Origin of the sequence: Legionella sp. MW5194, from assembly GCF_016864235.1 — a bacterium.
In the GTDB taxonomy this organism is placed as follows: domain Bacteria; phylum Pseudomonadota; class Gammaproteobacteria; order Legionellales; family Legionellaceae; genus Legionella_C.
On sequence record NZ_CP045732.1, the window covers coordinates 399,122 to 417,646 of the forward strand.

The following is an 18,525-nucleotide window of genomic DNA, read 5'->3' on the forward strand; positions in this document are numbered from 1 at the left end:
ACCAAAGAAGGACTAACCATGTCTATTGAAGTTAAAGTACCGGCTCTGCCCGAATCTGTGGCGGATGCCACCATTGCCGCCTGGCATAAGAAAGTGGGTGAAAAGGTGGCTCGTGATGAAAATCTGGTTGACCTGGAAACCGACAAAGTGGTTTTGGAAGTCCCGGCCCCAGCTGACGGCGTACTGACAGAAATCCTGTTTAAAGAAGGCGATACGGTCAACTCAGCGCAATTATTGGCCCGTATTGAGGCGGGTGGCACGGCGGCTTCTGCACCGGCGGAACACAAAACGGTAGCCGCCGCGCCAGAACAGGCACCAGTCAGTGCGCAGGTTCCTGCCCAAAGTCAGGGCACCAAGGCGACGGGGCCGGCCGTACGCCGCATGCTGGCTGAAAACAACCTGCAGCCAGAGCAGTTATCCGGTTCTGGTAAAGACGGGCGTTTGACGAAAGAAGATGTTGTCGCTTTTATTGAATCCAACCGCGAAAAATCAGCCAGTGCAACTGCCGCGCCTGCCCGAAGCGAAACCGCTTCCCTGCCACCGATGGGTGCCCGTGAAGAACGCCGTGTTCCGATGACGCGCCTGCGTGCCAAAATTGCGGAACGCCTGGTCCAGGCTCAGCACAATGCGGCCATGCTGACGACCTTCAATGAAGTCAATCTTAAGGCTGTCATGGATTTGCGTGCACAATACAAAGATCTTTTTGAGAAAAAACACGGGGTAAAATTGGGCTTTATGTCCCTCTTTACCAAGGCTGTCGTTGAGTCATTGAAACGCTTCCCGGCTGTTAATGCGTCTATCGATGGCCAGGATATTGTTTATCACGGTTATTATGATGTCGGGATTGCCGTTTCGACGGATAAAGGCCTCGTGGTGCCCGTCGTTCGTGATGCTGATCAGCTCAGTCTGGCCGAGATTGAAAAAGTCATTGCGGACTCAGCCAGCCGTGCCCGTTTAGGCAAGCTTTCTTTAGAAGAAATGCAGGGTGGTACCTTTACCATCACCAATGGCGGTGTTTTTGGTTCCCTGCTGGCTACACCCATCATTAATCCGCCGCAAACGGGTATTCTCGGCATGCATAAAATTGAAGACCGGCCAGTGGTTGAAAAAGGGCAAATTGTTATTCGCCCGATGATGTATGTCGCCCTGTCTTACGACCACCGTCTGATTGATGGCCGCGAGTCGGTGCAGTTTTTGGTAAGCGTCAAGGAGTTGCTCGAAGATCCTGCCCGCTTGCTGCTCAATGTGTAACGATTGACATTTTAACCGCATAACCCGGCTTGCCGGGTGTTGCTTTTTTAAAGGTACTAACGATGAATTTACATGAATACCAAGCCAAGCAGCTGTTTGCCCGCTATGGTCTGCCTGTTCCAAAGGGCCAGGTTGCCTACAGTGTTGACGAGGCAGTGAAAGCGGCTGAACAATTATCCACGCCCAAATGGGTGGTGAAAGCCCAGGTGCATGCCGGCGGACGCGGAAAAGCAGGCGGCGTAAAACTGGTATCCAGCAAAGAGGAACTGGCATCAGTCACCCAATCATTGTTAGGCACCCGCTTGGTCACTTACCAAACCGATGCCAAAGGCCAGCCGGTCAACGCGGTCCTGGTGGAAGAGACCTGCGACATTGGCCGTGAACTGTATCTCGGTGCCGTTGTGGATCGTTCCAGCCGGCGTGTGGTGTTTATGGCTTCCACAGAGGGTGGGGTGGAAATTGAAAAAGTGGCCCATGAAACGCCTGAGAAAATTTTTAAAGTCATCATGGATCCTTTAGTTGGTATTATGCCTTTCCAATGCCGCGACATCGGATTTAAACTGGGTTTAAACGATGAGCAAATCAAGCAATTCACGCAGCTGATGATGGGGCTTGGCAAGATGTTTGTGGAATGCGACTTAAGCCTTCTGGAAATCAACCCGCTGGTGGTCACTCAAAGCGGACAAATCCTGTGCCTGGACGGTAAGATCAATATTGACGGCAATGCCCTCTACCGCCAGCCTGAACTGAAAAACATGCGAGATAAATCCCAGGAAGACGAGCGTGAAAATCGTGCGACCGATTGGGAGCTCAATTACATTCCGCTTGAGGGTTCTATTGGCTGTATGGTGAATGGCGCCGGTCTCGCCATGGCCACCATGGATGTGATTAAGCTGCATGGCGGTGAACCAGCCAACTTCCTCGATGTGGGTGGCGGTGCAACCAAAGAGCGTGTCAGCGAAGCCTTTAAAATCATCCTCTCAGATGAAAACGTCAAAGGCATTCTGGTGAATATCTTTGGCGGCATTGTGCGTTGCGATTTGATTGCCGAGGGTATCCTTGCGGCTGTAAAAGAAGTCGGCGTAAAAATCCCTGTGGTTGTCCGTCTGGAGGGCAATAATGCCCAGCTGGGTGCTGACATTCTGAACAAGAGTGGTTTAAACGTCATTGCGGCCAACAGTTTGACTGATGCTGCAAAGAAAATCGTTGCGGCAGTCGCGTAATTACCAGAAAGGGGGCGCATGAGCGCTCCAAACTAAATTGAGGTTAGCAATGAGCGTATTAGTTAATAAACACACCAAAGTCATTTGCCAGGGTTTTACTGGTAAACAAGGCACTTATCATTCGGAACAGGCGATTGCTTATGGTACGCGCATGGTCGGTGGCGTGACCCCCGGCAAAGGCGGTCAGACGCATTTGAATTTACCGGTTTTCAATACTGTTCGCGAAGCAGTGGAAGAAACGGGCGCGGATGCCAGCGTGATTTATGTTCCCGCTGCATTCTGCAAGGATTCCATCCTGGAAGCGGCCGACGCGGGCATTCAACTGATTGTCTGTATTACTGAAGGTGTTCCCGTTCTGGACATGCTTGACGTCAAAGTGTATCTGGAAAACAATACCACGGCCCGCCTGATTGGCCCCAATTGCCCCGGTATTATTACCCCTGGCGAATGCAAGATTGGGATTATGCCAGGTTCCATTCACCTGCCCGGCAAAGTAGGGATTGTCTCGCGATCCGGTACGCTGACGTATGAAGCAGTCAAGCAGACAACGGACAAAGGCTTTGGCCAAAGCACCTGCATCGGTATTGGTGGTGATCCTATTCCCGGCACCAATTTCATTGATGCACTGACTTTATTCGAACAGGATCCACAAACGGAAGCGATCATCATGGTTGGCGAAATTGGCGGCTCGGCAGAAGAAGAGGCGGCTGAATTCATTAAATCCAATGTGAAAAAGCCTGTTGTTTCCTACATTGCGGGTGTGACGGCTCCAGCGGGTAAACGCATGGGGCATGCCGGCGCCATCATTTCCGGTGGTAAAGGGACTGCGGCAGAGAAATTCGCTGCTCTTGAAGCGGCTGGTGTCCGTACCGTGCATTCTCCGGCTGATCTTGGCGATGCCATCGCCGAAGTCACCGGCTGGTAATTATGCTAACCCTGATTAGCCAAGGCTTATCAGGGTTATTTCTTCGCTTTTCTATTCATTAATTCATCAAACAATGGGCGCTTGGATTCAGGCAACTCGGCACGGCGCAAAGCTCGCATGGCTTCCTGACTCCCCTGCACACAATCAGGCGTGAGTCGATCGATAATCAGGATGCCATTGAGATGATCAATTTCATGTTGCAAAACCCGGGCGTAGAAACCGCTCTCCTGTTGGCGGTGAAACTTCCCCTCTTCATCATAATAGGTGACGGTGATTTGCTGAAAACGAGGCACCTTGCCGGCTTTATCCGCGACGGAATAACAGCCTTCAAAATCAGCCTTAAGGGGTAAACCGGCGACTCCCTCATAGCTGGGGTTAATCATAATATGCATAGGGTAATGTTTAACCTCCTCGCGTAACAGGGCCGCGCTCTCTGGAATATAGACGGCAATAATCCGCCTGGATTGGTTGACTTGCGGGGCGGCAAGGCCGACCCCCTCCAGGGCATGAAGCGTCGCTTTCATTGCCGCGATCAATTGTTTGTCGTCGGCACTTAAAGGGAATGGCACCGACTTGGCCGGTGTTTTGAGAACCTGCTGGTGTTCCCGTTGTTCAATGTGGATGAGACTGAGGGAGTAAGCCGGGTTGTTCATAAGGAATCCTGCTGCAAGCCAAGTGATAAATTTCATTCAATTAAATCAAAGCGTTGATTAAATAACCAATTTTTGTGGAAAAGCTAAACAATATGATTGTTCACTATCTAGCATTTCCATATAATGCCTATTCCCCATTTTAACAATAACAATAAAAAGGTAAAACAATGAAAAAATGGATGTTAATGGTGGCAGGCAGTGTGTTCATGGCCAATGCTCAGGCAAATGAAGGGCTTTGTGGTTACAAGGATTATTTCCATTTGAGCAATAAGGCACACCCGGCCATTTATATTGTTAGCGGGTACAGTGATCAGGATCTGAATTTACAACTGGTCGGTCCACGCAGCTTTGTTATTCGTGATACCCCCCAATGCCGTTCTGGCTATGCGCATGTCACGGTGGCATATGATGTAGCCAATTGGTGCGTCCTTGACATTAAGGATGGTCCTTACATGCAGCACCCTTCCATTAGCGCCTCCTGCCATGGCATTCACTACCTTGGTTTGGATTATGACGGTATTGGCAGTTATTCCTACACCATTAAACTGGATTAACCGGAGTGGGCGCGAGACCTTTCGCGCCCGAAGCTGTCAGGCAGGTGCCAGAGCGCTGCTTGTTTGTTTACGAAAGCGCCATTGCAGCGTGCCTGTCAGCAAAGCCCCCACGAAAGCGCCGCAGGGAATGACTTTCAACGCCAGAAGGTAACTCGTCAGGGGATAGACCTGCACGCCCTCGACTGAGAAAGTACCCGTCCAGTTCATTTCCATGACGTTACCAATTAAGGTATGAAAGAAAGAGCCGCCCAGCATATTAACGCAATTCAGGAAGGCCACCGTCACGCTTAAAAGTTCCGGCTGAACGAGCCTGGCGCCAGCCGCAAAAACGAGAACCTGATAGCAGCAGAGAAGACCGATGATAAAAAACAACAGGATAAACGCGACTTTGTGGTAGGAAGGGTGTGAAAGCAGCACGAAGAAAACAGCCGCCATACCAAGCCCGCACAGACTGATCACAGGGTAAAGACCCATTTTTTTACTGGCGAAAGACAACAGCGGACCGCCAAATAACATGCCGACAAACAAAAACGAAATGACCAGCGCTGCCTCGCTTTTGGGGATAGTATAGGCTGTCATCAGGTAAGGGACGCCCCAAACATCGGCAAAGCCTTCCAGCGAACCAACCATTAATGCATTGGCAATGGCCAATACCCAAATGGATGGTGAGGAAAGAAGGGTTTTGAACTTCTTTAAACTGAAGCCACTTGTCCCCGTGGCCATCGATTGTGGTGGCGTACGAAGAAACACACTGACGGCGAGGCCTAAAACCACAGCCAGCAATGCGAGAACAAGCGCCAGCGCATGCCAATCGTAATAAAGTGCAAGAAGGCTTATCGGCTTACCGCCATAAATGGCGCCTAATAAACCCAGGCTGAAAGAAAACCCCACCATGCGTGCATAGTGTGCCTCAGGAAACCAGTCGGAGATCACTTTGCAAACACCAAGGAAACCCACGGCCGAGCCTGCACCGATTAAAAAACGGCTGAGACAGGCAATCAGCCAGTGATGAGTAAGGGTAAACATCAGCGTGCCCGCACTGCAGAGTAAAGCAAAAAACAAAATCACCCGTCGTGCGCCATAGCGATCAAGCAGAACAGCCACAGGAATCTGCATGCCAGCGTAACCGTAGTAATAAAAAGCGGCCAGTAGCCCGAACTGACTGGCATCAATGGTCAGCTGCTGCATAATTCCCTGCATCATTAATCCAGGCCAGAGGCGGAGAATAAACTGATAAGCAAAAAAGACCACGGGGAAAAACCACATGACAAAGGGTAAATGGCGTTGTGAACGAAACATACTGTCCTCACTTGAAAGCGGGTTAAAACGAAAGGCAAAAAAATGGGTGAGGAAGGTAATCGGCTTTTCAGCCGATAATAATTGAACAGGGTATGTGGATGGAGCAGAGGAACAAATTCATGGGTTAAAATCAAACGAAGCCATTCATTGACGTTACATTATTTTTTCATCAATGACAATCGCTGAACAGAAAGTATTTTAATTTTACCTTGCTCCAATCAATTTCAGATAGTCTATTGTTAATAGGTGACTTCTGTCGCTATAGTTTCAATCCACAGGACAAGCAGGAGGACAAGTGATGAAAAAAGGAATTTTATGGATTATCAGTTTACTCTTATCGGCCTCAGTTGGGGCAAAGCCGTTTGAAATTGTAGGCCAGATTCCTGTTCTTATCAGTGATGAAACCGAGAACGGATTGCAGCAATCCCGGGTTGTGCTTGTGCAGAACGTGCAGCTATCCAGGGAAGCTCAGGCGGTGCTTAGCGAGCGGGTGCAGGAGATAAGCGATACGGTCAGTGACGAGGCGTCGCTGCTTCCCACAGGCCTGCCGGCAAAACTGGATTTAGGGATGAATAAAACGCCGGTACTGAATCAGGGCGTGCACGGCACCTGCGTAACCTTTGCCGTGACGGCCGCCCTGGATGCCTTGTTGGCTAAAGGGGATTACATCAGTCAATTATGCAGCCTGGAGTTAGGCACTTACCTCCTGAATAAAAAACAAATCCCTTACAGCGGTTGGGACGGCTCCTTTGGCAAAATTGTCTTAAACCAGCTTGACCAGTACGGCATTATTACCACCAGCCATCAACGCAGCAAGGGCTGTGCCGGTGTGAAGCGTTACCCGGCGGATAATGAAAAAAACCAGGGTAAGGCCATGTCAGTGAGTGAGTACAGCGCCAATGCCCTGGCTATTAATGACCAAATGGCCTGGGAGAGTCTGGTGGACATTGATGATGTCTTCACTGTCAATCACAATCCGGCTCAGGTTTTACAAGCGATTAAAAAAAGTTTAAGTGAGGGGCATCGGTTGACCTTTGGCGTTCTGCTGGATGTGGAATTAAACCATGCCGGGGCCATGGGCAAATACGCCAAGGCGTTTGACTCCTGGATGCTCACTCCTGAAATTATCCGTCATGCCCGGCAGGGACGAGTGAATGGCGGGCATGAAATGATTATCATTGGCTATGATGACACGGCGTTGATTAGGGATAATTTTGGCCACGTCAGCAAAGGCATGTTAATCTTGCGTAATTCCTGGGGTAGTAACAGTGGCAACCGTGGCAATTATTACATGTCTTACGACTACTTCAAGGCATTGAGTGATGAGGTGCAAATCATCAAGCCCAAGGTTTAATGTGACGACGATGAGAAAAAAAACGCATGGACTATAAAGACTATTATCAAATTATGGGATTGGAGCGCGGTGCGTCACCTGAAGAAATTAAACGGGCCTATCGAAAACTGGCTCGCAAGTACCATCCTGATGTCAGTAAAGAGCCGGGTGCTGAGGAAAAATTTAAAGAACTGGGCGAAGCCTACGAGGTATTGAAAGATCCTGAAAAAAAGGCCAAGTATGATCAATACGGTCAGTACTGGAAACAACAGGAACAATCCGGCTTCAGACCCGGTGAAACACAATACCGTCACGCCCCGTTCAATGAAGGCGATGCCGCTGATTTTGAGGAGTTTATCAACAGCATTTTTCGCCAGCGTCAGCAGCAACAACAGGCTAATTTTTATGATTTTGGCCAACAGGATATTCATGCCAAATTACCCATCAGTCTGGAAGACAGTTACCGCGGCGCTGAAAAAAGCCTGCAACTAAAAGTGCCAGTCTATGATCGTCATGGGCATGGCGAATATCAGACGCGCACGGTCAAAGTGAAAATTCCTGCGGGGATTGGCGATAAGCAGCAAATTCGTCTCAAAGGCCAGGGGGGCAAGGTAGACGGCCAGGCGCCGGGGGATTTGTACATCGAAATCAGCCTGTTGCCGCATCCCTGGTTCCGTGTGGATAAAAAAGACATTTATCTGCAATTGCCTGTGGCGCCCTGGGAAGCGGCATTGGGAGCGACTGTCCAGGTGCCTACGCTTGGGGGCGTTGTTAACCTTAAAATTCCGGCGCAGTCACAATCCGGCAAACAAATGCGGCTTAAAGGCAGGGGGCTGCCCGGTAATCCAGCGGGTGATCAGTATGTGAGTCTCGACATCGTTATCCCTCCCGGTGACAATGAGACACTCCGCCATTTGTATGAGGAAATGGCAAAAGCAGCCTCGTTTAACCCGCGTGCAAAATTAGGAGTCAGCCATGGCTAAGGACAACGAAACCACGGTGGTGTGCGAAGAATGGTATACCTTGTCCCTGCATGAGGTGACGGGTTCTTTTGGAGTAAGTGCCGAAGTCATTCTTGAAATTATGGATGAAGGAATTATTTCATCGCAAAAAAATGAACAGGATGAATTTTATTTTGGCAATGACGACCTGCGACGCATTCGAACCGTTTTGCAATTGCACCGCGATCTGGGTGTGAACGTTGCCGGGGCAGCCTTGGCATTGGAATTGATGAACGAAATAGAGCAGTTGAAGCGTTTATTGCAGGGTGGCCGTCATTAATCAGGCAACAGGAGCCATGGCTGGCGGTGTGGCTTCCGGCTCCTCATCGGCTGGTTGCAATCCAGGGTCATGGTAGGCGCGTTCGGTTCGGGTAAACAGACCGAACTCATTGGCAAATGAGGGCATGGGTGGTTTATTCTTTTCTGCGGTGATATCACGCAGGGCATTAAAACGCTTAAGGGGTGTGGGCGTATAAAGACGTAGAAGCGACAGCAGATTAATGAGGCAATTCTTAAACCACAACCAGTCAGTCTCTGTGAATGAGCGCTGTTTGGTCAGGGGGATTGAGAATTCGACCTTGTCACAGGCGGTTTTTAATTGAAAAAGCCGATCACTCGGCGATGTTTTATCATTGAGAGCAATGTCTTTTAATGTGGTAAGCAGCTTGCTTTTCTTATCAATGAGATCCTGTACCTCATAGACGGAAGTGTCATCCACCCCATTGCCTTTCGCTGCATCCAGGTACAGATAAAAGGCCTGAATGGCTGACAGGACTTTATCCAGATGCACATAGTCACGCAATGCTTCATTCTGAAACGCTCGGGTTTTTTTAATTAATAAACGAATCATGCTCTGGCGGATATGATTAGACGATTTCGTCTGCTCAATGATTTCCTGATTAAACGACATCAGGTGGGCATGCAGTTTTTTCTCATATTCACTGTGTATGTGCAGTAAACCAAGGCGGCGTCCTGCCATCCTGGTCACGAGTTCCTCAAAGGTGGATTGCAGGTACTGAGCCTTATACTGTTGGTTCAGTTCAGCGTCTTTTTTCTGAACCGCTTGCAAATAGTGCGTTTGTTCGTCGGCGGTTTCCTTCTCAAATTGATAACTCGCCTGCAATCCCGTGTAATAAGCATTTAAATTGCCGACCCAATCAGTGACACCGGAAGGTATGGTTATGCACACAGGAAATTGGGCACCATTGAGCAAGTTATCTACGTGAGGATGACGCCCCGATGAGCCTTGTCCTGCCCGGTAATTGTCCTGATGCTCATACAGGTCGGATAAAAGGCCGGTGTATTGATCGAGCAATTGTTTCTCGATTGCCCTAAGCATTTCAGGCGTTGAGGGAAGGTACCCTGACGTAAATTGAAGGTAGTCGTTCAACTGGTCATTAAACTGGCTATAACGTCGGATTTTTTTATCGCGGTCGGGCGAGGCGGATTGTTTCTTCCAGTATCGGAGTGCGCCGGTTATCAGGCCGGCAATGTTGTCAATAACAGGGATGATGGTGAGCTCGGTTTTGGGAAATAATCCATCGATTGTTGGCGGCGTTGCCATTCCCTGTGGGAGTAAATGAGGCAGTTCCTTTTCTGCCTGTTTAAGAAAAGGCAATGCCTCGCGGTAATGCTTGACTGCGTCCTGTCTGGCTAATTCCAGTACGTCCGGTCGCACAGGAGGTCCTGGTATGTAGGACGAGTCAGGGTGTTTAAGACGCCTGTACAATTGCAGGGATTTGTTCAATTCGTTAAAGACACGAAGTTCACGACTGATTTGTTTAAGTTTCAATTCAGCCAGGGTTGCCCGTTGTTTCGTTGCCAGCTGTCGTTTCTGGATGGGTGTCATGGAAAAAACCAGTTCAAGGTGCTGAGCCGAAACCAAACCTGCCGGCTCAACCAGACCCTGGTAAAACTGATCCAGAATGGCTTTCATGGAGGTTGTCAATACGCCAGGTTTTAAAGCCAGTTTCGCTTCAAAATGATCCGTTTCCATCAATAGACGTGTAAATAACATCGAATTGATTTCGTCCAGATGATCCATGACGGCTTCATGAGAGGCTTGAGAAAACTGGAGCAATTTGGTTTTTAACTCCATGAACAGACTGTACATGACAGGCGTGTCCAGCAATAATCTGAAATGGAAGGGCGAATCGTGGATAATCTTCTCAATGTTCATGGCAATGCGTTTGGTATTGAGACGGATTTTTTCAAGCCTGTCAGACGGTATCGGTGTTTGATGATTCAAGGCTGCAATGTGTTCGGGAACCACCATAAAAGCCTGGATCGTATACCATAATCCATTGTAATGGAGGGGTTCTTCCTGTGGTTCTACCTCCTCGGGATGGACCAGGTAGGCCTGGGTCTCATCGTGGGTGAATTGATAGAGTTGCTGGGCTTTCATCATCAGATCACGGCAAACCAGACGTGAGTGAGGATCATGATAAAAGGAAAGCGACAACTGATAGATGGTGTTGATGGCATGATAAACCTGCAGCAGATGATAAACATAGGTTGATTCGCTGCTTTTGTCATTGAGTTTCTCAAGTTCAATAACCATTTGTTCAAGGTAATACAGGGCATTAAACAGGCGTTTGATGTTAAGCAGTTGCTGAGGCTCTGCCAGCAGGGATTGCTTCTTTTCCAATTGGGGAAAAGGGACTCCCTTTTCCTGCGGTTTAAGATGCTGTCTGGCGGGAAGATTCAACGCCGCAGTGAATTGAAAAAGTGATTTGCGGTAATCTGCTATGTGCCTTGAACAGGTGTCTTTTTTAAGCAGGTAATGCGCTCGATTGGCATGTTGTGTATTCACAGCCAGTGGCGGGGATTCCACGTCGGTTTCATAGCGCTTTTTACCGTCATCAAGGTAATTGTCACGATAGGTTTTCCAAAGCGTCTTTGTGGCGGCGATCCGTGTATTAATATCCAGTTCCATTGCGATTAATGCATCGAGAGTCACCGGCAAAGCCGATGCCTGATCAGTCAGCGACGCGATGATTTTCTTATCCAATGCGCCAACTTCTGCATCAGACGCCTTAATCGTCATAAAATAAGGCTGAAAACCAGCATAGAGCGGTCGTAATTTTTTCTTCGTATCCTCTGTTATTTCAGAGAGGGTTGTCACCTCTTGCTCATCCAGAATGGCCATGAATTGCTGATACGCTTTGTGAGCCTGGTTTAAGGCAATTAACCGCTGATCGTAATGTTGCGCCAGAAGAAATGCCTGATCGGTGGTTAAGGGGGCAGGCTGTTTTAAAAGGCAATGCCCTTCGTCGCACACTGTAAATTCAAACCCCTGGGCCTCGTTGTTTAAGCCGAGAACGGCTTTCTCGTTGAGCTTGAACAGATCTCCGCCCGCATAAGGCGCTAAAGCCAGCTCACTCTGGTCGATAATGTGCCGCAAAAGCGCTTTATTAAGCTGTTTATGAAACCTTGCGGTGGCTGTTTCCTGGGTAAACAAGGCAGCCAGCGTGGTGTATTTAGCCTGAAGGTGACTAATTTTATCCGTGTTTTCATAATTGTAATACCAGTCGAAAGGCATTTTTAAGGTGCTCAGCCAGCCGCGATTTTGCGTCAAGCCATGGATAATGGCATTACTTAAGTCAACATGGTGATGCTCGATTACAGGACGGATGTATCGATAGTGCCGGGCTAGTTCCTTTTTGACTATCTCAGGCAGTTGGCTTAAACGAAGCCCCTTGTATTCTGGCCGGGCAAGAATGGCATAGAAACTGTTAAAAGCACTCTGCAGGCGTTGTGCTTTGACAGAGGCTGTCCGGGTTTTGCTTAGTCGCTCTCGCGTTTCACCGAGACGCAAATCAAGGAATCGCGCATCCTCCAGCGTCAACAAGGCCTTGCCGCAGGTTTCAAAATTAACGGCTTTCCGGGCATAGGTGATGAGCAGATCATAAAGCGGCTTTATCTGCTGCATCATGGGCCTGGAAAGGGTTCCTGGATGCAGCAGGGCTTGATCTTCGATTCGATCAACCAGGGCAAATAGCCGCGGCAGCAAGTCATATTTTAATTTGGCCAGATTATCACGCACCACATTCTGGGATGTTTCATTGAATTGCACCATCTGCTGGAAGGTACTGGTGGTCAGGCTGATAATATTGCGTACAATATTAATGTAGTTCATCAGCTTAAATGCGATGAAAAAATCATTTTCCCTCAAATCGTCAAGTGCAAAAATAATCTTAATCGCATTGTCCTGAAGCTCCTGCAATTTTTGGTCATTCATTTCTGGTGCTTCAAGGGAGATTTTGGCAGAATAATGATGCAGTTGGAGGCGGAGTTGCTGAATATAGCCTGGAAGTTTCGCACTGAATTTACTAATAAAGTTGTAATCAAATCCGCCCTGCCGAGGTTTCATTTGATCAACAGCAACGCCTGCGTACCAGCCGGCATTATAACTCAATGGAAAATCCAGAATGCGGCCAGCGAGGTCATTCGCCTGCTGTTCATAACCATCTGCCTGCTGTTTAACCAGATGCAGAATGCGTTGCAATTGCACAAGCTCATGGCCAAACACCTCCATAAAATCGACATCGAGGTGCGTCAGCAGGTAACTGGCCTGATAGGCGTGATGAATGGTATTAAAATACAGTTTTTTCAAATCAAGGGTTTTTTGCTGGCCATTGCGAAGATTGACATTTTCCAGATCGATGAAGGCCATTTCCGCATGGTACAAGGCATTCATGAGTTGTTTAAGTTGAACGATACGGCGGGGTTCATCGGCGAAATCCACATAGGGTTCGCCCGAGGCCTGGATGTCGGCAAAATAATCGCGTGCGTGGCTTGAAAAATAGGGGCCTTTCAGTTGAGTTGTGATAAATTCACGATTGCTGCGCAACAGCGTTGAAATCTGATTTTCCTTAAAAGTATCCAACAAGCGCAAAAATCGTTCTATCATAAGTAGTTACCGATGCGATCGTGTTGCAGTTATAATATATGTCGCGTCTTAAGTGAAGAATGAAATGCATTGTTTTGTTAATTATCTGAAAATGTTGATTTTTTTGAAGGCATTCAATGAGGGGATGTAGCATGACTGGGTGGCGGACTTTAGCGGATATACGGCGGGATTATGGGGATTTAAGGCTTGATGATCACCAGATCGGCGACGATCCCTTATTGCAGTTTCAGCTTTGGTTTAATGAAGTGCTTGCCAGCGAGAAGCAGGATCCCACGGCCATGGTTCTGTCCACGGTTGATGACCAAGGAATGCCGGATTCAAGGGTGGTATTACTCAAGGGAATTGAAGAGGGGCGCTTTGTTTTTTATACCAATTATGAAAGCACGAAAGCCGTGCAATTGCAAAAACACCCGGTTGCCGCCCTGAATTTTTACTGGCCGGAAATGGCCCGGCAAGTGAGAATCCGCGGCACGGTGGAAAAAACCAGCCGGGAAATGTCAGACGCCTACTTTGCCAGTCGACCGCCAGCCAGTCAGCTCAGTGCCATGGCTTCGCCTCAGAGTCGTCCCATTGCCACCCGGCAAGAATTGGAGAGTGCCTTTAACCGCCTGCTGGCACAATGGAATCAGCAGCCCATTGTTCGCCCGGAAAATTGGGGCGGATACCAACTCAAACCGTTGACCATTGAATTTTGGCAGGGAAGAGATAACCGTTTGCATGACCGTGTGCTGTATCGGCAACAGGGCGATGAATGGATTGGTTGCCGCTTGGCGCCATAGTAAGATAAATCATATACTTATAAAGACAACATGTATTATTTTTAACTATATTGTCAAGAAATAGTAAATTAATCTCACTTGCCCATTCCTGGGTTGTTCAAGGCGTAAAATAGTCTCTAAGTGGATTGAATCACGAATCCCCTGGCGATGGTACGGAAGTTGCTACCATTCAAGTAAGAGGAAGACGAGCTAAGAGAGGGTACGAACATGAACGATACTTCAGCCTTATTACCACACATTAAATTGCGCTTTAACATTGAGCATCCTAACCTGGAGGACTGCTACGCTGAGGGGTATCAATGCGCGCTGTCCGAATTGGGCGAGCAGGAAAATCCTTACCGTCAGGGCACAAGTGAACATGAACAATGGCAGGAAGGTTGGTGGGCGGGTTTCTATGGCGAGGAACCGCTTTATAATTTGGACGTAGCACCCGTTAAGAATGAGGAAGAAGAAAAGTCAGCCGCCAATGACGGTTTATTTTCTATTCACAATAAATCATTTCTGGTAAACGTGTTGCGTATAACAGGGGCCATCGCCGCTTCAGCCTTTGTCGGTTACCAGGTGCTTGATTTAGTGGCATAACCCTGGGGCGGGTCAAACCCGCCTTTATTTAAACAATTTTAAAACCATGCTGCGCATCCTTGCGATCTCGGATGCGTTAAATTCTTTGTAAATGTCACTGCCTATATTCAAACAGACAGTCACGTCATCACCTATCCCTTTCAGCAGGTCAACGCCGGAAAGGCGGAGAATCTGAATGGCATCACGAATGTCCTGTGCCCAGGCGTCAAGGTAACTCATATCACTAAACACCGGCAAAAACGTGTGTTCACCTTCCTTAAGAAAGAGCACTTCCGGATTGTCCGGTGCAGAATGAATATCCACCGGGATGATGAAATTAGCCTTAATGAATTCAAGGTAAGCTTTATTCGCCTGTTGGCTATCCCCCAGCGAATCCAGGGCATTTTTTACAGCAAGTTCGAAACTGTTCATAACGGACAACGTCAATAAAAGGTCAGATTATACGCATTCATTGCGCATAATTATACCCCGCCTTCGTTCTGACGGGACGGGGGCGGGGTTTCCATGCCACTCTGGTGTTGAAATAAACATTTGTAGCAGTATAATGGGTGCTTGGGTTTGTAAATTTTTTGAGCTGATTGCTGTTGGTAGGAAGCATCTAGACGGTTGGAGTCGCCGTTGCTTCTGGATACAGTTACCGAGTGTGTATTTATGAATAAAATAGCAGTATCTCAAAATGCAAATTCCTCAGGACGTTTCAGTCAACTGAGCTTTGCATGGATTGTCTGGGGGTTGGCCGCAGCGTTTTATTTTTCTGATTATCTCGCCAGAGTAGCACCCGGAGTGATGCATCGCAGTCTGCAGATTGATTTTGGCATCAATGAGGTCGGGTTTGGGATTCTGACAGCGTCTTTTTACATTCCTTATATTATTATGCAGATTCCGGTTGGCTTGACTGTTGACCGTTTAAGTATCCGCGGCATTTTAACGGTGATGTCATTGATTACTGCTTTGGGCTGTGGCGTTTTTGGTTTGGCAGACGGCCTGATGATGGCCTCCGTAGGACGCATGCTGATTGGTTTTAGTGCGGCATTTGCTTTTGTCAGCGCGCTGCGTCTTGCCACCTCCTGGTTTCCGCCGGCGATGTTGGGCTTGTTGTCGGGTTTAACTCAGGCGTTGGGCATGTTGGGTGCCGCAGCAGGTGAAGCGCCTGTGTCTTTTCTGGTGGCCAATGTAGGTTGGCGCCACAGCATGTTGATTATCGCTTTCCTGTTTATCGTCTTGGCCGGTCTTTTGTATCAGTTTGTTCAGGATAAGCCAGGCACCAGACGCCGTGAGATTAAGGCACAACCCCACATCAGTATCCTTGAAAGTCTGAAAATTATTTTATCGCATCGACAAACCTGGCTTAATGCCCTGTATGCGGGTTTCCTTTTTGGTCCCACCGCTGTCATTGGCGAAGCCATTGGTCCGGCTTACCTGCAGTATGGCCGCGGCCTTTCAGCGCATGCGGCGGCTTTTGCCACCGGTCTCATTTTCATAGGCTGGGGTATCAGCGGTCCATTGTCAGGATGGATATCCGATCGCATGGGACGCCGCAAACCCTTGATGATTTTCTCAGCCCTGTGTGGCGTTGTACTGACGACCCTGTTTGTATTCTACCCCGACATGAACAAAACATCAGCCTATGTGCTTTTCTTTCTCTTTGGGCTGACCAATACAGGCGTGGCCATTGCTTATGCGGTGTCCACTGAAATTCAGGAAAGCAAGGTCATCGGTACCTGCATTGCTTTTACCAACATGACGTCTATTTTTGTAGGGGCGTTAATGCAGCCCCTGGTGGGACGACTGGTGGATTTGTCAGCCGGCGCGCGTGCATTCAATGTGGAAACTCTGCTGTTAAGCGACTTTCAGGCCGGTCTGCGCATTTTGCCGCTGTGTTCCCTGGTTGCACTCCTTCTGGCATTCACTGTAAAGGAAACCTATTGCAAGCCCATAAGGCAGATTAACTGATCTGATTTTGTTGAGTTTTTTTGTTATTTCTTTTGCTAGTTAGTGTATCTCGTGCTTTAATTAGGGCGGGTACTACTTACCGCATCTTTTATGCAGTTTTGCAGTGAGATGTCACTAACACGGAGATAATAATGAAAAAAATCATAGGATTAGTGGTTATCCTGGCCGTTCTAGTCCTTGGCGGATATTATGGTATGGGCATTATCACTGAACACACAGTGAGAAAAAACGTCGATATCGTTAATCAGTCGAATGGCCTGTTTGCCGATATCACAGAATACCATAGAGGCTGGTTTAAATCTCAGGCGACATTAAACTGGCGTTTACATGTGCCCGAGCGCATCGTCAGAGGTGCTGATGGCCAACCACAAACGATGCCTGCACAAGATTACCAGATGCAAATGCCATTAACCATTTACCATGGCCCCATTATATTTGCGGATAACGGCGTTAAATTAGGCTTGGGTTACGCTAAAACGGACTTAACCTTACCACAAACCTATGCGGAACAGTTCAATAATACGTTTACCGGTAACTCCACCAAACCTAAACTGGATTTAAGTCTGCTGATTAACTACTTGAATAACAGCAAGGTCAATATGTCCATTCCTGAGTTTAAACTGATTGCCAAACAAGGCAATTCGCAGTTTGACTGGAAAGGCATGAGCAGCACCGTCAATGTGACGTCTTCCATGGACGAAGTGGCAGGCGACCTGACCATTGAAGGCATGAGCTTTGTGAAAGATCAAGTGACGGCCACCATGGGGGAAATCTCCAGCGAATACAACCTGCACCGCACGGATTCCGGTTTATTCCTTGGTGATGCCAGTGTTTCTTTCCCTTCTTTGCTCATCCAGGATAAAACTCAAAAACTGTTTGAACTGAATGATCTTGACATCAATACCAGCAGCGACATTGAGAGTGGCCTTTTCAATTCTCATTTCAAAAGCTCATTGGACAAGATCGTCACTCAAGGCAAAACCTATGGACCCGGTAATCTGGAAATGGCTGTACGTAATCTGGATGCTGGCGCGCTGGCCCGTATTAATGAACAAGCCAACAAAATGCAGCAGGGTTCTGATGTGGAGAAGCAGCAGGCATTAATGGCTATTATGCCTGAGATTCCTAAACTGTTTAGCCGTGGTGCGGAATTTGAAATTTCAGAAATGACATTCACCATGCCAGAGGGTACAGTCGAAGGCAACCTGATTATTACTCTGCCCAAAGGCGATAACAACAATCCGGTCGAAATGATGCAGAAAGTTCAAGGTAATGGCCGTTTGAAGGTTCCCGGTGCGGTGCTGAAGCAGATCATCAGCCAAACTGTCAGACAACGATTGGCTGCCGGTTCCACTCAGGTGACATCAACTCCGGATACCACGGCTACTGATCCCAATGCGCCGGCGAATACTGCCTCAACGGCGACCCCGGATATGGAACAGCAGGTTGCAGCACAAACCGATCAACAAATCAATGCCATGGTTCAATCCGGCTTACTGGTACAACAAAGCACGGATTACGTGGTTGAAGTCAGTCTGAATCAGGGGCAACTTGTTGTAAATGGCAAGCCTTTCAATCCTGCCATGATGAAATTCTAAGTCTTATCAATACCTTGTGAGCGGGTTTAATTTGAATTAAACCCGCTCAATAATACCTGATTATCCGTCAATTTTTCGGTTGTTTTACTTGTCAGGAATTGTCCAATTGGGTAAGATTCATGTTTTTAAAGGAGGAGTTAATAATAATGACAACAATCAGTAATGAAGCCGGGGATACAACTGCGTCACTGGCCGAGAGCGTAACTCAATCAGTGCAAAGGTATTTCTCCGAGCTGAAGGGAACTGATCCTGTTGATCTGTACAAGTTTGTTTTGGAAGAAATAGAGACACCTCTGTTTCGTGCAGTAATGGAGCACTGCAAGTACAATCAATCTCGTGCAGCGGTTATGTTGGGTATTAGTCGAGGGACGTTACGCACCAAATTACGTCGCTATTTTGATGATAAATACGTTGGAACACGTGATTAAAGGTTTAAGTAGACCCAATAAAAAAGGAAGCTCT

16 protein-coding genes are annotated in these 18,525 nt (G+C 47.9%); 12 read left to right on the top strand and 4 right to left on the bottom strand.

The features are described 5' to 3' along the window. Positions 1–18: 18 nt before the first annotated feature. From odhB to sucD, 3 genes are all read left to right on the top strand, one after another. A complete protein-coding gene (gene odhB / locus GH742_RS01870) occupies positions 19–1,251 on the top strand; it encodes a 2-oxoglutarate dehydrogenase complex dihydrolipoyllysine-residue succinyltransferase (protein WP_203455913.1) in 1,233 nt (410 codons plus the stop codon). A 62-nt stretch (positions 1,252–1,313) separates the two neighbouring features. Next, positions 1,314–2,474 (top strand): ADP-forming succinate--CoA ligase subunit beta, encoded by a 1,161-nt coding sequence (sucC, locus tag GH742_RS01875; protein ID WP_203455914.1) that lies wholly within the window; start codon positions 1,314–1,316, stop codon positions 2,472–2,474. Positions 2,475–2,523: 49 nt separating this feature from the next. Further along, the gene (gene sucD, locus GH742_RS01880; RefSeq protein ID WP_203455915.1) at positions 2,524–3,399 is read left to right on the top strand and encodes a succinate--CoA ligase subunit alpha; all 876 of its coding nucleotides are present in this window, start codon (positions 2,524–2,526) and stop codon (positions 3,397–3,399) included. A 35-nt stretch (positions 3,400–3,434) separates the two neighbouring features. Here the strand turns inward: sucD and def are convergent, their stop codons facing one another. Beyond that, on the bottom strand, positions 3,435–4,088 hold the full coding sequence (def, locus tag GH742_RS01885; protein WP_203455916.1) for a peptide deformylase: 654 nt from the start codon (positions 4,086–4,088) through the stop codon (positions 3,435–3,437). Positions 4,089–4,219: 131 nt separating this feature from the next. On the opposite strand from def, the gene GH742_RS01890 reads away from it, so the two are divergent. Beyond that, a complete protein-coding gene (locus GH742_RS01890) occupies positions 4,220–4,606 on the top strand; it encodes a hypothetical protein (RefSeq protein ID WP_203455917.1) in 387 nt (128 codons plus the stop codon). 36 nt (positions 4,607–4,642) lie between these two features. Here the strand turns inward: GH742_RS01890 and GH742_RS01895 are convergent, their stop codons facing one another. Continuing rightward, positions 4,643–5,905, bottom strand: a complete 1,263-nt coding sequence (locus GH742_RS01895) for an MFS transporter (protein ID WP_203455918.1) — start codon at positions 5,903–5,905, stop codon at positions 4,643–4,645. A gap of 298 nt (positions 5,906–6,203) precedes the next feature. On the opposite strand from GH742_RS01895, the gene GH742_RS01900 reads away from it, so the two are divergent. The 3 genes from GH742_RS01900 to GH742_RS01910 are packed head-to-tail and all read left to right on the top strand — an operon-like array spanning position 6,204 to position 8,519. Beyond that, complete coding sequence (locus GH742_RS01900) at positions 6,204–7,259, top strand: C1 family peptidase (RefSeq protein ID WP_203455919.1); 1,056 nt, start codon at positions 6,204–6,206, stop codon at positions 7,257–7,259. 26 nt (positions 7,260–7,285) lie between these two features. Next, on the top strand, positions 7,286–8,221 hold the full coding sequence (locus GH742_RS01905) for a DnaJ C-terminal domain-containing protein (protein ID WP_203455920.1): 936 nt from the start codon (positions 7,286–7,288) through the stop codon (positions 8,219–8,221). Continuing rightward, on the top strand, positions 8,214–8,519 hold the full coding sequence (locus GH742_RS01910; protein WP_203455921.1) for a chaperone modulator CbpM: 306 nt from the start codon (positions 8,214–8,216) through the stop codon (positions 8,517–8,519). Before GH742_RS01905 ends, GH742_RS01910 begins: the two co-directional genes overlap by 8 nt. Here GH742_RS01910 and GH742_RS01915 read toward each other — a convergent pair whose 3' ends face one another. After that, positions 8,520–13,151: a hypothetical protein gene (locus GH742_RS01915; RefSeq protein ID WP_203455922.1), complete on the bottom strand. Its 4,632-nt coding sequence runs from the start codon at positions 13,149–13,151 to the stop codon at positions 8,520–8,522. 131 nt (positions 13,152–13,282) lie between these two features. Between GH742_RS01915 and pdxH the strand changes: the two genes are divergently transcribed. After that, positions 13,283–13,930 (top strand): pyridoxamine 5'-phosphate oxidase, encoded by a 648-nt coding sequence (gene pdxH / locus GH742_RS01920; protein WP_203455923.1) that lies wholly within the window; start codon positions 13,283–13,285, stop codon positions 13,928–13,930. A gap of 207 nt (positions 13,931–14,137) precedes the next feature. Next, positions 14,138–14,512, top strand: coding sequence for a transmission trait enhancer LetE (locus tag GH742_RS01925; protein ID WP_203455924.1), 375 nt, complete (start codon positions 14,138–14,140; stop codon positions 14,510–14,512). A gap of 24 nt (positions 14,513–14,536) precedes the next feature. Here GH742_RS01925 and GH742_RS01930 read toward each other — a convergent pair whose 3' ends face one another. Continuing rightward, positions 14,537–14,923, bottom strand: coding sequence for an SseB family protein (locus GH742_RS01930; RefSeq protein WP_203455925.1), 387 nt, complete (start codon positions 14,921–14,923; stop codon positions 14,537–14,539). Between the two features lie 240 nt (positions 14,924–15,163). Between GH742_RS01930 and GH742_RS01935 the strand changes: the two genes are divergently transcribed. The 3 genes from GH742_RS01935 to GH742_RS01945 all read left to right on the top strand — a co-directional run bounded on the left by GH742_RS01935 (position 15,164) and on the right by GH742_RS01945 (position 18,491). Further along, complete coding sequence (locus GH742_RS01935; RefSeq protein ID WP_203455926.1) at positions 15,164–16,465, top strand: MFS transporter; 1,302 nt, start codon at positions 15,164–15,166, stop codon at positions 16,463–16,465. A 131-nt stretch (positions 16,466–16,596) separates the two neighbouring features. Continuing rightward, positions 16,597–18,063: a YdgA family protein gene (locus tag GH742_RS01940; protein ID WP_203455927.1), complete on the top strand. Its 1,467-nt coding sequence runs from the start codon at positions 16,597–16,599 to the stop codon at positions 18,061–18,063. A gap of 146 nt (positions 18,064–18,209) precedes the next feature. Continuing rightward, positions 18,210–18,491, top strand: coding sequence for a helix-turn-helix domain-containing protein (locus tag GH742_RS01945; protein ID WP_058527975.1), 282 nt, complete (start codon positions 18,210–18,212; stop codon positions 18,489–18,491). Positions 18,492–18,525 lie beyond the last annotated feature (34 nt).

Excerpts from the sequence above, each read along its gene's own strand:
- pdxH (WP_203455923.1), top strand. The coding sequence starts at position 13,283 with ATGACTGGGTGGCGGACTTTAGCGGATATACGGCGGGATTATGGGGAT.
- sucC (WP_203455914.1), top strand. The coding sequence starts at position 1,314 with ATGAATTTACATGAATACCAAGCCAAGCAGCTGTTTGCCCGCTATGGT.
- def (WP_203455916.1), bottom strand. The coding sequence starts at position 4,088 with ATGAAATTTATCACTTGGCTTGCAGCAGGATTCCTTATGAACAACCCG.
- GH742_RS01905 (WP_203455920.1), top strand. The coding sequence starts at position 7,286 with ATGGACTATAAAGACTATTATCAAATTATGGGATTGGAGCGCGGTGCG.
- GH742_RS01930 (WP_203455925.1), bottom strand. The coding sequence starts at position 14,923 with ATGAACAGTTTCGAACTTGCTGTAAAAAATGCCCTGGATTCGCTGGGG.
- GH742_RS01925 (WP_203455924.1), top strand. The coding sequence starts at position 14,138 with ATGAACGATACTTCAGCCTTATTACCACACATTAAATTGCGCTTTAAC.
- GH742_RS01940 (WP_203455927.1), top strand. The coding sequence starts at position 16,597 with ATGAAAAAAATCATAGGATTAGTGGTTATCCTGGCCGTTCTAGTCCTT.
- GH742_RS01915 (WP_203455922.1), bottom strand. The coding sequence starts at position 13,151 with ATGATAGAACGATTTTTGCGCTTGTTGGATACTTTTAAGGAAAATCAG.
- GH742_RS01935 (WP_203455926.1), top strand. The coding sequence starts at position 15,164 with ATGAATAAAATAGCAGTATCTCAAAATGCAAATTCCTCAGGACGTTTC.
- GH742_RS01895 (WP_203455918.1), bottom strand. The coding sequence starts at position 5,905 with ATGTTTCGTTCACAACGCCATTTACCCTTTGTCATGTGGTTTTTCCCC.
- sucD (WP_203455915.1), top strand. The coding sequence starts at position 2,524 with ATGAGCGTATTAGTTAATAAACACACCAAAGTCATTTGCCAGGGTTTT.
- GH742_RS01910 (WP_203455921.1), top strand. The coding sequence starts at position 8,214 with ATGGCTAAGGACAACGAAACCACGGTGGTGTGCGAAGAATGGTATACC.
- odhB (WP_203455913.1), top strand. The coding sequence starts at position 19 with ATGTCTATTGAAGTTAAAGTACCGGCTCTGCCCGAATCTGTGGCGGAT.
- GH742_RS01945 (WP_058527975.1), top strand. The coding sequence starts at position 18,210 with ATGACAACAATCAGTAATGAAGCCGGGGATACAACTGCGTCACTGGCC.
- GH742_RS01900 (WP_203455919.1), top strand. The coding sequence starts at position 6,204 with ATGAAAAAAGGAATTTTATGGATTATCAGTTTACTCTTATCGGCCTCA.
- GH742_RS01890 (WP_203455917.1), top strand. The coding sequence starts at position 4,220 with ATGAAAAAATGGATGTTAATGGTGGCAGGCAGTGTGTTCATGGCCAAT.